Annotated in this window: 13 protein-coding genes; 9 read left to right on the top strand and 4 right to left on the bottom strand. The window is 64.3% G+C overall.

Annotation, left to right across the window (positions count from 1 at the left end; translation table 11 throughout):
* Positions 1-2: 2 nt before the first annotated feature.
* Entirely contained in the window at positions 3-1,658 is a 1,656-nt protein-coding gene (locus KW842_RS15970) for a methyl-accepting chemotaxis protein (RefSeq protein ID WP_218305102.1), read from the top strand.
* Here the strand turns inward: KW842_RS15970 and KW842_RS15965 are convergent.
* On the bottom strand, positions 1,557-2,138 hold the full coding sequence (locus tag KW842_RS15965; RefSeq protein WP_218305101.1) for a DNA-3-methyladenine glycosylase: 582 nt from the start codon (positions 2,136-2,138) through the stop codon (positions 1,557-1,559). The two genes, KW842_RS15970 and KW842_RS15965, sit on opposite strands and share 102 nt — an antisense overlap.
* 181 nt (positions 2,139-2,319) lie before the next feature.
* Between KW842_RS15965 and KW842_RS15960 the strand changes: the two genes are divergently transcribed.
* The 5 genes from KW842_RS15960 to KW842_RS15940 all read left to right on the top strand — a co-directional run bounded on the left by KW842_RS15960 (position 2,320) and on the right by KW842_RS15940 (position 9,095).
* Entirely contained in the window at positions 2,320-3,186 is an 867-nt protein-coding gene (locus KW842_RS15960; RefSeq protein ID WP_218305100.1) for an HDOD domain-containing protein, read from the top strand.
* A gap of 18 nt (positions 3,187-3,204) precedes the next feature.
* Positions 3,205-4,392, top strand: coding sequence for a DUF2863 family protein (locus tag KW842_RS15955; protein WP_218305099.1), 1,188 nt, complete (start codon positions 3,205-3,207; stop codon positions 4,390-4,392).
* A gap of 118 nt (positions 4,393-4,510) precedes the next feature.
* Complete coding sequence (locus KW842_RS15950) at positions 4,511-5,704, top strand: tetratricopeptide repeat protein (protein ID WP_218305098.1); 1,194 nt, start codon at positions 4,511-4,513, stop codon at positions 5,702-5,704.
* A 102-nt stretch (positions 5,705-5,806) separates the two neighbouring features.
* Complete coding sequence (locus tag KW842_RS15945; protein WP_218305097.1) at positions 5,807-8,407, top strand: quinoprotein amine dehydrogenase; 2,601 nt, start codon at positions 5,807-5,809, stop codon at positions 8,405-8,407.
* 7 nt (positions 8,408-8,414) lie between these two features.
* The gene (locus KW842_RS15940; RefSeq protein ID WP_218305096.1) at positions 8,415-9,095 is read left to right on the top strand and encodes a GNAT family N-acetyltransferase; all 681 of its coding nucleotides are present in this window, start codon (positions 8,415-8,417) and stop codon (positions 9,093-9,095) included.
* A gap of 27 nt (positions 9,096-9,122) precedes the next feature.
* Here KW842_RS15940 and KW842_RS15935 read toward each other — a convergent pair whose 3' ends face one another.
* A complete protein-coding gene (locus tag KW842_RS15935; protein ID WP_218305095.1) occupies positions 9,123-9,641 on the bottom strand; it encodes a DNA-deoxyinosine glycosylase in 519 nt (172 codons plus the stop codon).
* A gap of 115 nt (positions 9,642-9,756) precedes the next feature.
* Between KW842_RS15935 and KW842_RS15930 the strand changes: the two genes are divergently transcribed.
* Positions 9,757-10,194 (top strand): DUF962 domain-containing protein, encoded by a 438-nt coding sequence (locus KW842_RS15930; RefSeq protein ID WP_218305094.1) that lies wholly within the window; start codon positions 9,757-9,759, stop codon positions 10,192-10,194.
* An 8-nt stretch (positions 10,195-10,202) separates the two neighbouring features.
* Here KW842_RS15930 and KW842_RS27620 read toward each other — a convergent pair whose 3' ends face one another.
* Positions 10,203-10,337 carry a hypothetical protein gene (locus KW842_RS27620; RefSeq protein WP_255369057.1) on the bottom strand — a complete coding sequence of 45 codons (135 nt, stop codon included), beginning with the start codon at positions 10,335-10,337 and terminating at the stop codon, positions 10,203-10,205.
* 159 nt (positions 10,338-10,496) lie between these two features.
* On the opposite strand from KW842_RS27620, the gene KW842_RS15925 reads away from it, so the two are divergent.
* Both KW842_RS15925 and KW842_RS15920 read left to right on the top strand, forming a co-directional pair.
* The gene (locus tag KW842_RS15925; protein ID WP_218305093.1) at positions 10,497-11,405 is read left to right on the top strand and encodes a DMT family transporter; all 909 of its coding nucleotides are present in this window, start codon (positions 10,497-10,499) and stop codon (positions 11,403-11,405) included.
* A complete protein-coding gene (locus KW842_RS15920) occupies positions 11,405-11,896 on the top strand; it encodes a GNAT family N-acetyltransferase (RefSeq protein ID WP_218305092.1) in 492 nt (163 codons plus the stop codon). Before KW842_RS15925 ends, KW842_RS15920 begins: the two co-directional genes overlap by 1 nt.
* Here KW842_RS15920 and KW842_RS15915 read toward each other — a convergent pair.
* Entirely contained in the window at positions 11,856-13,397 is a 1,542-nt protein-coding gene (locus KW842_RS15915; protein WP_218305091.1) for a glycine betaine ABC transporter substrate-binding protein, read from the bottom strand. The two genes, KW842_RS15920 and KW842_RS15915, sit on opposite strands and share 41 nt — an antisense overlap.
* Between the last annotated feature and the right edge of the window lie 26 nt (positions 13,398-13,423).

Below are 13,423 nucleotides of genomic sequence, written 5' to 3'. Positions count from 1 at the left end.
TCATGCTCAACAAACTGCGTATCGGTCCCAAACTGCTGCTCGCGCCAATGCTGGTACTGGTGCTGCTGATCGCCACCGCCGGCGCGGCCTGCCTTGGCATGGCGCGCCAGAACGCCTCGCTGGAAAACCTGGTGCAAGTGCGCGCCGCGCGCCTCAAGATGGCGGCCGATGCCAGCGGCGAAGCGCGCTACGCCCACGCCCACATCTACCAGCTGCTGGCCTGGGTCAACGGCAGCTTCGCCCAGCCGCGCCTGGACGCGCTGGCGCGCGACATCCGTAGCCGCCACGCCCACACCGAAACGCTGCTGCGCCAGCTCGACGAGGCGCCCGGCACGCCGACCGCCGAACGCCAGATCCTCATACAGTCGTTGCAAACGCTGTCCGCCTACCGCCAGGCGGTGCGCGACACCATGGACATGGCGCAGATGGACCAAAGCATCGCCACCAACGCCATGGCCGGCGCGGAAAAGCAATTCCTGCGGCTGAACGGCCAACTGGCGCAACTGGCGGCGCTGGAAAAGCAGCTCAGCGAGCAGGCGCACGCGCAAGCCCAGGCCGACTTCCACGCGCTCAACACCAGCATGGCGGCGATGGTGCTGCTGTCGATCGCGCTATCGGTGGGCGTGACGACGGCGGTACGCGGCGCCATGCTACGCGACATCCGCGCGATTGGCGACGTGGTGCTTGCGCTGGCCGCCGGCCGCCTCGCCAGCGGACGCGGCACGCAGGGACGCGACGAAATCGCCGATACCGCGCGCATGCTCGACCAGAGCCTGCACAAGCTCACCCACACGCTCGGCACCATCCTCGGCGCGGTGCGTTCGATCGACACCGCCGCGCGCGAAATCGCCAGCGGCAATCTCGACCTGTCCAGCCGCACTGAAATCCAGGCCAGCTCGCTGGAGCAGACCGCCAGCGCCATGAACAGCCTGACGCAGGCGGTGCAAGCCAACGCCGCCAACGCGCGCCAGGCCTGCCAGCTGGCCGCCAGCGCCAGCGACCTGGCGCAGCACGGCGGCGTGGCCATGCAGGACGCGGTACGCACCATGGCCTCGATCCGCGCCAGCGCGCGGCAAATCGTCGACATCATCGCCGTCATCGACGGCCTCTCCTTCCAGACCAACATCCTGGCGCTGAACGCGGCCGTGGAAGCAGCGCGCGCCGGCGAACAGGGGCGCGGCTTCGCCGTAGTCGCCGCCGAAGTGCGCACACTGGCGCAGCGCTCGGCCGCCGCCGCCAAGGAAATCAAGAGCCTGATTGCCGCCTCGGTCGCCACCATCGACGGCGGCAGCGCCTCGGTGCAGCAGGCCGGCGAGCGGATGGGCGGCATCGTCGCCGCCGTGCAGCAGGTGAACGACATCATTGCCCGCATCAGCAGCGCCAGCGCCGAGCAGGCGCAAGGCATCGCCGAAGTCAATCAGGCGGTCGGGCAGATGGATGATGTGACGCAGCAGAACGCCGCGCTGGTCGAACAGGCTGCTGCGGCCGCCGCCAGCTTGCAGCATCAGGCCGGCCAGCTGTCGCAGGCGGTATCGGTATTCAAGCTGGAAGGCGGCTCAGACGCGCCGCATGGGCTTGCTCAAAAAACGCGAGCCGGCTTCGACGAAGCGCCACGGCAGCTCCACCGCCTTGGAAATGCCGATGCGCGGACCGGCTAATACCACCACCTCGCGCTCACGCGGCAGCAACTCGAACGGCGCCTGCGCCAGCGGCAGGTCATTCAGCGCGCGCGTCACGCCCAGCGCCTGGCCCAGCCGGCCCGGCCCTGAACACAGCAGCCGTGGCTCGTCCAGGCCGCGCCGCGCGCACATCTTCGCCAGCCCCTCGGCGTCATCCAGCGGCTCCAGCGCGCGGATCAGCACCCCGGCGCCGTGTCCCGGTTCGCGACAGACAAAATTCAGGCACCAGTGGATGCCGTGCGACTGATACACATAGCTGCGCGCCGGCGGCCCGAACATCGAAAAATTGCGCGGCGTCTCGCCGCCGTAGCAATGCGAGGCAGGCTCCTCACGGTCATACGCCTCGGTTTCGACAATACGGCCGCCCACGCCGTTAATCAGCAAGGTCACGCCTATCAGCTGCGGCGCCACCTCATGCGAGGGAGCGCTGAAATCAATGCCTGCCAGTGTGGTCATCATGCGTCTATTCTAAATGCCAATCTGGACGGCGCGCTCATGGAATTGGTGCCAAATAATTATCACTCGCACGCAATTCACGACAAAATATGGCGTGTTGCCGAGAAAATCACCACAAATTCGCGCTATCGCCGCCCGTATGCGGCGATAATCGAGGGTAATTGCCTTTTGCCTGAAGATAACAATGACGACAGTAGCTGCCCAAGCCTTGCCAACAGAAAACGCGGTGGAAGACGCGCTGATGCGTTCCATCCGTATTCCGCCTCGGCCCAGCCTGCTCGTCGACCTGCAGCGCGAACTGGCCAAGGAAGATCCGTCGCCGCGCCACATCGCACGCATCATCGCCAACGATGTCGGCATGTCCGGCGCGCTGTTGAAACTGGCCAATTCGCCGTTCTTCGGCGCCGCCCGCAAGGCCAAGTCAGTCGAACAGGCGATCAACTTCCTCGGCATCAACCAGTGCGCCTCGCTGCTGACCGGGCTGCTGGCGCGCCAGGCGATCGAGGGCAAGGAATCCGACCTCAACGCATTCTGGGAAATCTCGGCGCGCCGCGCCCAGGCGCTGGTGTTCACCTCGCGCAAGCTGCGCGTGGCGCCGCCCGACATCGCCCATACCTTCGGCCTGTTCTGCGATATCGGCGTGCCGCTGCTGATGAACCGCTTCGACGACTACAACGCCACCTACGAGCAGGCCTGCAACGACGCCAGCGGCGTGTTCACCGCCGTCGAGGACGCACACTACAGCACCAACCACGCCGCCATCGGCTGCCTGCTGGCACGCAACTGGGGCCTGTCGCCGGACGTCTCCTGGGCGATCCTGCTGCACCACGACTACCGCGTGCTGGAAGACCCGTCCACCGACGATGCGATCCGCTCGCTGGTGGCGCTGTCGCTGCTGGCCGAAAAAGGCATCCAGCGCCTGCACAACCATCACAGTTCCTACGAATGGGAAAAAGGCGGCGACAGCGCCTGCCGCCACCTTGGGCTGACCGAGGATGAAACCGAAGACCTGCTCGACGAACTGAACGAAACCTTCCACACCGAACGATAATAAGAAGTCAAAACCAGCATGCCTAAAAATAAGCGCCCCGTAGCGCGCAAATCCGCCAATTCCCCTGAAGTCAAAGACCAGCAACAAACCACCGAATTGTGCGCGCTGGCGCTGGACCTGGCCGACGAATCGGCCAGCGGCGACATCATTTCCGCCGCCACCCGCGCCGAGCTGGCGCAAAAACACATCGAGTTCCAGCGCCTGCTGCGCCGCCTGCTGGCGCAAGGCAAGAATGAAGTGCTGTACGGCGCCATCGAGATGGCGCGCGACGAATCGGCCGACGCCTACCGCTACCTGCGCAACGCCGTCGAAGAAGGCGCGGCCAATTTGATTATTCGCCGCGAGAATGCACCGGAACTGGAGATCGACGCCTTCGCCATCCCGGTGTTCGTGCACAGCCAGGGCGGCCTTGATCCGGCCGCCGACTTCCAGGACAGTGACGCCTACGACGCCCTGCTCAACAGCTTCACCGGCGCCGGCCTGGAAAGCCCCAAAGCGCAAGTGGTGCTGGTCAGCCACGCCTACGACCTGGGTGAAATCGAGCGCATCAACTACGGCCAGCTGCACGCGATGGTGCGCGAAGCGGCGCAATCGCTGACCGACAAAAAAATCAGCGCCGCGCCGGCGCTGGAGCGCAGCATGGCGGCCGGCTGGTCGCCCACCAGCTTCGGCCCGGAAGACACGGCGGTCGAACTGCGCTTCCTGCTCGGCTTCGCACTGAAGCGTGCCGACGACGCCTTCTATAAGGTGCCGGCCGGCGAGAAAGCCGCCGACGCCTACTTCGCCGAACGCGCCGAACGCTATCAGCAATGGACCAGGGATTGCGCACCCATGGTAGCGCGCTGCCTGGGCCGCGCGCGCGGCGCCGATACTGCGCTGACGCTGAACTTCCTGTACCAGGACCTGTTCTTCGGCGCACGCGCCCAGGGCCAGTCCGAGCACGACATGCTGCACCTGCTGTCGACACTCAGCCAGGCGCTGGCCGGCCACGATCCGGCGCAGGCGCAAGCAGTCATCGCGCCGTCCGAAGACGACGATGAGCCGCTGCTGCTGGTGCAGCTGTCGCTGGGCGGCGCACCGCTGGCCACAGCCGGCAAGCCGCTCGATCCGGCCGCCGATCTGGGCCTGGCGCTGGAAGACCTGGCTGACGCGCTGGCCAGCCTGGGCGTTACCGACATTTCAGTCTCGGAAGATCCGCTGCCCTGAAAGCGATTTCCAGTTTGACAGTCCCTGTTTAGCCGAGGATACTTTCCAGAACGCGGAACGCAGATTCCGCTGCCTGGTGCGGCGCCGGCCTTGTGCTCCGCAGCAAAGGGAGACAGTCATGACATCATGGGCCCGCATCACGTGCACGGCGCTGTGCGCCGCCGCATTCCTCAGCGCTTGCGCCAGCCAGCAACCGGCGCGCCAGGCGCCACAGCAGCAGCTATTCCGCGACAGCACATTCCAGCCCGCCGCCGAGCCGATCGACACCAGCCAGGTGTTCGCCCTTACTCCGGCCATGCGCGACTATGTGCGGAATAACCTCGGCGCCGCGCCCGGCAAGGATGTGCGCCTGGTGCTGTTCGACGCGCTGTACCGGCGCGACAAGCTGCAGCTTGAGTACGACGACGCCATCACCCGCACCGCTGCAGAGACCTTCGAAGCGCGCGCCGGCAACTGCCTGTCGCTGGCCATCATGACCGCCACGCTGGCGCGCGAGCTGGAGATGCCGGTGATCTTCCAGCAAGTGCAGCTGGACGAAGTCTGGAGCCGCGCCGGCAATCTTTACTTCGCCAGCAACCATGTCAACCTGGCACTGGGCCGGCAGCGCAGCAACCGCAATCCCTACACCGCCTACACCATGGATGAGGCGAACACGCTGACGGTGGACTTCATTCCCATCCCGCCCAAGTCGCGCGAAACCGCCAAGCCGCTGGAAGAGCATACCGTGCTGGCGATGTTCCTGAACAACCGCGCGGCCGAGCTGCTGGCGGCCGGCAAGGTCGACGAGGCCTACTGGGCCGCACGCAAGGCCGCCACGGTCGATCCGCTCTTCCTCAACGCCTACAACACGCTGGGCGTGATCTATCAGCACCACGGCGACCAGGACGCCGCCGAACAGGTGCTGCGGTATGCCCATACGCAGGCGCCCGACAACACCATCTTCCTGTCCAATCTGGCGCAGACGCTGGAAAACCAGAACAAACTGGACGAGGCGGCGGTGCTGCGCGTGCGGCTGGCGAAACTGGAGCCGTATCCACCGTTCTACTTCTTCAACCAGGGACAAGCAGCGGTCCAGCTGGGCGACTACGCGCGCGCCCGCAAACTGTTCGAGCGCGAGCTGGAACGGGTGCCGGATTACCACGAGCTGCACTTCTGGCTGTCGGTGGTCAACTACCACCTGGGCAATCTGCGCGCGGCCGATAACTACATGGCGCTGGCCAAGAAAAACAGCACCACCCGCAGCGCCGAGCGGGTGTACGCCGCCAAGCTGGACCGCATCCGCGCCCACGAAGCCGAACTCCGCGCAAAATAGACTCTCCCGGTGGTATGCTGCATGCGCTTTAACTTGACACTTAGTTGCGTTCGCGCAACAATTGCAAGTAAATTAAGCTGCTCTTACCACAAGGATTCCGTCATGTTGCGACCTTTTTTCGCCGCCGTCCCCCTCACGATTAGCGTATTGCTGGCCGGCTGCGGAGGTGGCGGTAGCAGCGGCGGTGGTGGTGGCGGCGGAGGTAGTCCCACCACCCCGGTGGTCACGCCCGCCCTCAGCTTCAACCCCGCCACCGTGACCGGCAGCGTTGTCGCTGGCACCGCACTCGCCAGCAACGTGATCGCGACCGTCGCCCGTCCTGCCGATTTCGCCAATGCCACCGTCTACGCCATGGTGGTGGACACCGCCGGCGTGCTGCAGCCGAATGTGCAGCTGGTACGCGACAGCGATACGCAATACCACGCACTGCTGCAAACCTCAGCGACGCTGGCAGCCAACAATTACCAAGGCAGCTTTAGTGTGCGGCTGTGCCGCGACAGCGCCTGCGCCAGCCAGTTCCCCGGCTCGCCGGTTGCGTTGCCTTACAACATCACCGTCACGCCGGCCGGCGCAACCACGTTCAGCGCCGTGCCAGCGATGCCGCTGACCAGCACCGCCCAGGCCGGCGGCGCAGCACCGGCCAGCGTCACCGTTGCCGTCAACGCCACCGGCCGCAGCTGGACCGCAGCCGGCAGCAGCAACTGGCTTAAAGTCAGCCCTGCCAGCGGCACCGGCAATGCCAGCCTGACCGTCAGCTACGACATCAGCGGCTTGACGCAAGGCCAGTACGCCAGCGACCTGATACTCAAATCCAATGACAACCAGACCTTACTGCTGCCGGTCTCGCTGACGGTGCTGCCGCCCGCACTGGTGTTAGGCCAGAACAGCTTGACCTTTAATGCGATCAACGGCGCGCCGACGTCATCCCAGGTAGTCAGCCTGGACACCAGTCCGCGCACCACGACCGACTGGACCGCCAGCAGCAACGCGCCATGGCTGAGCGTATCGCCAACCGCCGGCAGCACCCCGGCCACCACCGTGGTCACGGTCAATCCAGCCATCGGCCCGCTGGCCAGTGGCACTCACAGTGCCGCGATTGTCATTACCCCTAAGGGAACGGACGCGCGCACGCTGCCGGTCACGCTGCAACTGAGCAAGGCGCAACTGCAGTTCTCAAGCAGCACGCTGACGCTGGGGGGCACTTATGGGCGCGACTTCAGCACCAGTCAACCGCTAAAACTGGGCCTGAATACTGGCAAGAACAGCTGGCCGTGGAACCTGGCGACTTTGCCAGCCTGGGCTACCGCCAGCGTGACCAGCGGCACTGTCAACGAAGACCTCACCAGTCTCACCTTCAAGGCGAATCCCGCCTCGGTTGCGGTCGGCACGACGACGCAAACCAGCGGTGCGGTGGCGCAGGTGAATGGCGATGCGGTGCTGGGTCAGCTACTGCTCACTATCAACAAAGACCAGCACAAGCTGCTGCCGGCCGAAACCGCTGTCGCGCTGGTATCGACACCAAGCTGGAAACGCCTGACGCGCACCATCAGCGTGGTCGACAACTTCGGCAGCTTCACCAGCATGAACGCCGCCAGCGACGCCGCCTGGCTGAGCGTCACCATCAACAACGACAAGCTGACCCTGACTGCCAACGACAGCGCGATGGCCAATGACACGCTCAGCACCGCCACCGTCACCATTGTTTCGCCTGACGCGGATGTGACGGTGCCTGAAAAAATCCGCGTGACGCTATGGAAAGGCAAAGATACGCCATCGGCCATCAGCAAGGCCTCCGGCGCCTACACCACCGTCATCACCGATCCGCTCCGCCCTTATGCGTATGCACACAACGGCGGCGCCTACATCGATATCTACAACCTCTACACGGGTCTGAAAGAGGCCAGCATCACCGGCCTGTCGTCCGCGCTGGGCAATATGGCGATTGCGCCTGATGGCGACCTCATGTATGTAGTCGACCTCAACACCAGTCGCATCACCACCGTCAATCTGAGCACGCGCGCAATCAGCGCCCAGATACCCCTGGCGGCGGCATCCACCAGCAGCACGCGCCTGCGGCTGATACGGCCGAACGGCGTACGCATGCTGCTGCTCAGCGACGGCCAGCTCTATCTGACCAGCGACAACAGCCGCCTCGCCAACCTGCCGCTGAGCGCCGGCGTGCTGTCCGCCAGCGGCGATGGCAAGCGTGTCGTGCAACTCAATGAAGACGGCGCCAGCGTCCAGTACACCACGGTCAGCGTTGACTATGCGGCGCTGAACAAAGGCACGCTGTTTGCCGCCCAAGTGCCGGCCGCCAGCCACGTCAGCCCGGGCACGCTGGGCCAGGATATCTGGGTTGGCAGCGACGGCGTCCGCGTTTTCAGCGCCTTGGCCACGCCGAAATCCTGCGCCATCATGAACGCCGCCGATCTCGGCATCGTCGGCTATATGGCAAGCGGCGACGCCGCCCCCAACAATATCGAAGTGGGCGTGGATGGACGCATCTTCTGCGGCGGCGCCACCAAGACCAGTAACAGCGATATCTACAGCTTCGACAGCACCGGCAAGCTGTTGAAACAATACAAGCTGGGCGCCGTTGGCAAGCAACTGCTGCCGCGCCAGATGGCGGTGTCGGGCGATGGCTGGATCGTGGCCGGCATCACCGACGACGGCGTGCTCAGCTTCCTGCCGGTCGGCCCGTAAGCCGGCGATGCAAGGCCATCCGCCGCTGGAGCATATCTTCTGGCACGCGCTCAACGGCGCACACCGCCTGTGGTCCAGCGGCAGCGACACGGCGCGCCGTTACACCCAGGGCTTCTCGCCCATCATCGCCTTTGCCAACCCGGACGCGCCCGACTTCGCCGCGCTGGCGCCTTGGGTCGTGCCGGGGGAAATGTTCTACTGCGACGGCTGGGCCGGCGCCGCGCCGCCCGGCTGGCGCATTGACGCCGAGACCACCATGTTCCGCATGCTGTGGCAGGGGCCCACGCCGGACAGCGATCCCGCCGCAGACGCCCGCCCGCTTGCCCCCGAACACGCGCAGCAGGCGCTGCAACTGGCCACGCTATGCAAGCCCGGACCGTTCGGCATCCGCACCATCGAGCTGGGCGATTATTTCGGCTACTTCGACGGCGAACAACTGATCGCCATGGCCGGCGAACGCATGCGCGCGCCGGGCTATTGCGAAATCAGCGGCGTCTGCACCCATCCGGATTACCAGGGCCGAGGGCTGGCCAGAAAGCTGATCGGCAAACTGCTGCGACGCCACCAGCAGCGCGGCGAGCGCTCCTTCCTGCACGTGATGCGCACCAACCCGGCCCACCAGCTCTACCTGGACATGGGCTTCCGGGACTACCTTGAATCCACCGTGCGCGTACTGGTCGCCGAATAGCCGCCACAAAAGCGTTTCGACAAAGAATTACGGCAGGTAGTCCGAGAGTTGACGCCACACTTTTAGCTTGGACTCAAAACCCATCGTATGTGCGGGACTGGACGATGGCAGGTCAATAAGCAAAGGGCAAGCCGCGCTAGCCTGTAGCTGCTTGCGACCAAGACGCGCTGCGGTGCCTCCGTTGAAACCGATCGCCAGCAGATTTGGCAGCGCCTCCACCAGTCCGGCCAGCGGATTATGCGACGCGTTGGAGATTGCCGAGTCCAGGCTGCCCACGCGTTCAGCTTCAGCAATCACATCCCAAAGGCCGACGCCACGTCCAAGCAGCGCCGCAAGACGTTCGTCATACCCCAAAGAGCGTAAATCAACGTTGAGAACCGCGCCTAGCAGCTCCCAAAATTTGTTTTGCCGATTGCCATAATATTGTTGGGCCGCCAGTGACTTGTCACCTGGCAGACTGCCCAAGATGAGCAGACGTGTATTCCTGTCGATGACCGGATCAAAGCAACGCTTGCGAAGGGGCTGGTTTTCACTTGCTGGAGACATGGTTCAATGCGCGTAGTGCCGGGGATGAGGAGTAGCGGCGATCATGCCCCATTGTAGCGTTCAGGTGTAGAATTTGCTGGCGGCACAGACCGCGCTATAACGACAGGAGACTACCATGCCGCAACCCCGTGCCATCGATGCGCTGCTGGCCAAGTACAGCGAAAGCCACCTCAACCCGACCAACGAGCTGATCCACTTCGTCTGCGTGCCGGTCATCATGTTCACCCTGCTCGGCCTGCTGTGGTCGCTGCATCCGCTGGTGGCGTTTGCCTTTGCCGCCGGGTCGATGTGGTACTACCTGCGCTTGTCCAAGCCGTTTGCGGTGGGCATGTTCATGATGGCAGCGGTGATGCTGTCGATCCTGGCAGCACTGCCGCAGACGAGCATCCTGCCGCTGTCAGTGACGATTTTCGTGCTGGCGTGGATCGGCCAGTTCATCGGCCACAAGATCGAAGGCAAGAAGCCTTCCTTCTTTGAAGACCTGCGCTTCCTGCTGATCGGGCCGCTGTTTGTGCTGAGCTTTCTGTACCGCCGCCTGCACCTGGCCTACTAATCTTCTGCTTAGTGGAACCAGGCGTAGAACAGCGCATGTGCCGCGCCCTGCATCTGGTCGTCAGACAGCATCAGCACCAAAGCGGTGCTGAGGGCGACATAGCCCAATAGCGTAACGACCTTGATTTGCAGCGCGGTACTCATGGCGCCCTCCGGCGGAAGTGGTGTGATTTCACTATACTTGGTCTTTCAGCATGCACCGCTGAATTTACACTTCAGATACAACTTAGGCATCAATCTGTTGCGTCGCAACAAAATACTGGCCGCTAGGCAAGATGCAAGCTGCCCGGCTATACTCGTTTGATGTCCTCTCCACTGCTATTCATCATCGCCTGTTTGATCTGGGGCTCCACCTTCTTCGCTATCACCTTGCAACTTGGCGAGGTGGCGCCGGCGGTGTCCGTGGTGTACCGCTTTGCCCTGGCATCGGCGGTGCTGTTCGCCTGGTGCGCCGCGCGTGGCGATCGCCTGCTGATGCCATGGCGCGTGCAGCGCTGGATGATGCTGCAAGGCGCCGCCACCTTCGCGCTCAGCTATATCTGTACCTACACCTCGGAGCAATACCTGGTGTCCGGCCTGGTGGCGGTGCTGTTTGCGCTGATGGTGTTCTGGAATCCGCTGCTCAACCGCATCGTGTTTGGCGCCGCGCTCAGCTGGCGCACCTGGGCCGCCGGCGGCGTCGCCATCTGCGGCGTCACCCTGCTGTTCTTCCATTCCATCCACGACGCCTGGGCGGAGATCCGCAGCGGCGGCAATGGCCACTTCCTGCTCGGCCTGGCGCTGGCGCTGACCGCGACCATCGCCAGCTCGGTCGGCAATGTGGTGGTGGTCAAAGTCCGCCAGCAATCGGACAATGTGCTGCTGACCATGGCCTGGTCGATGATGTGGGGCACGCTGCTGGTGGCGCTGTACGCGCTGGCGAGCGGCGCAAGCTTCACCGTGCCGGCCACCGCGCGCTACTGGGGCGGCCTGCTGTGGCTGTCGCTACTCGGCTCGGTGATTGCGTTTGCCGCCTACTTCACGCTGATCCATCGCATCGGCTCCGACAAGGCCGTGTATATCGGCGTGGTCACGCCGGTGATTTCAGTACTGCTGTCTATCCAGCTGGAGCACTACCGCCCCGGGGCCATGGAATGGCTGGGCATGATATTGTGCCTGTCCAGCGTGGCCTGGGCGCTGCAACCCCATTCTTCTACTACTGCCAAAACCTGATGAGTACTTCCGAACTGACCATCCGCCCGGCGACGCCGGCCGACATTCCCGCCATCTTCGGCATGATCTTCGAGCTGGCCGTATTTGAAAAGCTGGAGCACATGGTGGTCGCCAATGAAGCCATGCTGCACGACAGCCTGTTCTGCGACAAGCCGGCCTGCGAAGCGCTGGTCGGCGAAACCGGCGGCGAGGTGGTGACCTTCGCGCTGTTCTTCCACAACTTCTCCACCTTCCTGTGCAAGAAAGGCCTGTACCTGGAAGACTTGTACGTGCAGCAGTCGCAGCGCGGCAAGGGCTATGGCAAGCAGATGCTGGTGGCGCTGGCACAGCTGGCGGTGGAGCGCGACTGCGGCCGCTTCGAGTGGTCGGTGCTGGACTGGAACGCCAACGCCATCAAATTCTATGAAGGCATGGGTGCGACGGTGATGCCGGACTGGCGCATCTGCCGCGTCACCGGCGACGCGCTGGCGCAGCTGTCGGCGCAGGCCTGAGCTGGCGCCGCCGCATCACCGCCCATTCCAGCAGCTCGAACACGCCTTGCGTCAGCAGGGCCAGTAACGCTGCCGGAATAGCGCCGGCCAGCAGCATGCCGTGGTCGTTGAGCGCAAGGCCGATGGTGATGCGTTCGCCGTAGCCGCCCGCGCCGATGAAGGCGGCGATGGTCGCCGTGCCGACGCTCATTACCGCTGCCGTCTTCACGCCGGCCAGTATCACCGGCAGCGCCAGCGGCAACTCAATATGCACCAGCCTTTGCGCGGGACGCAGGCCCAGCGCCTGCGCCGCCAGCGTCAATCCCTCAGGTACCTGCAACAAGCCGGTGCAGGTATTGCGGACAATGGGCAGCAGTGCGTACACCACCAGCGCCACCAGCGCCGGCGCGGTGCCGATTGTCCCCAGCAGCGGAATCAGCAAGGCCAGCAGCGCCAGTGACGGCACGGTTTGCAACATACCAGCCATGCCCAGCACGCTCTGCCGCAAGCGCGGCCGGGCTGCGGCCAGCACGCCCAGCGGCACGCCAACCACGCAGGCCAGCGCCACCGACAGCAGCACCAAGGTCAGGTGCTGGCGCGTCAGCCGCGCCAGGTCCTGATCGAAAATCTTTGCCAGCAGATTGTGACGCGGCGCCTTGGATGGCGCGGCGCCCAGCCAGTCGCTTGCCACACGCTCAAAGCGCTTGCCATCGATCTCCGCCGCTGCGTTCATCGCGATCATATCCTTCTCGCTGATGCGCCCTTCCAGCCCGCTGATCGCCCGCCACGCCGCCGGAAAACGCTGCGCCGCATCCAGCCGGTACAGCAGCACGGCGTCGTAGCGCGGGAAGTAATGCCGGTCATCCTCCAGCACCCGTAAGCCATAGTGCCCGATGCGCGCCTCGGTCGAGTACACATCGATCACGTCCACCTGCTTGCGCTGCAAGGCCTCGTAGGCGATGCCGTGGTCCAGCCCTTCCGGACGCTGCGCCAAGCCGTAACGCTGCGCCAGTCCCCGCCAGCCATCCACCCGGCCGATGAATTCATGCGACAAGCCGAACTTCAACTGATTGCGCCCGGCCAGCTCGCTCAACGTGCGCGGCGCATCGGCGTCGCCGCGCACCGCCAGCGCATACGTATTGTTAAAGCCCAGCGGAACCGCCACGCCCAGCCCCATCGCCGCCAGCTCGCGGCGCATCTGCCCCATCGAGGCAGGCTGCCGATGCTTCAGTATTTCCAGGTCTATCGTGCCCACATATTCGGGATAGACATCGATACGCCCCGCCTGCAACGCCGCCAGCACAATCGCCGTATTGCCTAAGCCCTGCAAATGCTCGACCTTCGCATGCGGCTCGGCCACCTGCCTGACAATCTCGCCCAGGATATAGGACTCGGCGAAGCGCTTGGAGCCGATGTGCAGCGTATCGGCCGCTGCCGCCGCGCCAGCGCATAACAAGGCCAGCGCGGCCAGGCAGCGTCGCAGCGCCTGCACGCCGCCAGGCACGGAATTCAAGACGAACATAATGCTTCCCAGGATGACATCGGGAT

The sequence above is a fragment of the Duganella sp. sic0402 genome (assembly GCF_019219065.1).
Taxonomy (GTDB): domain Bacteria; phylum Pseudomonadota; class Gammaproteobacteria; order Burkholderiales; family Burkholderiaceae_D; genus Rugamonas.
The sequence above is the reverse complement of the archived record's forward strand: the minus strand, read 5'-3'. Positions and strand labels throughout refer to the sequence as shown.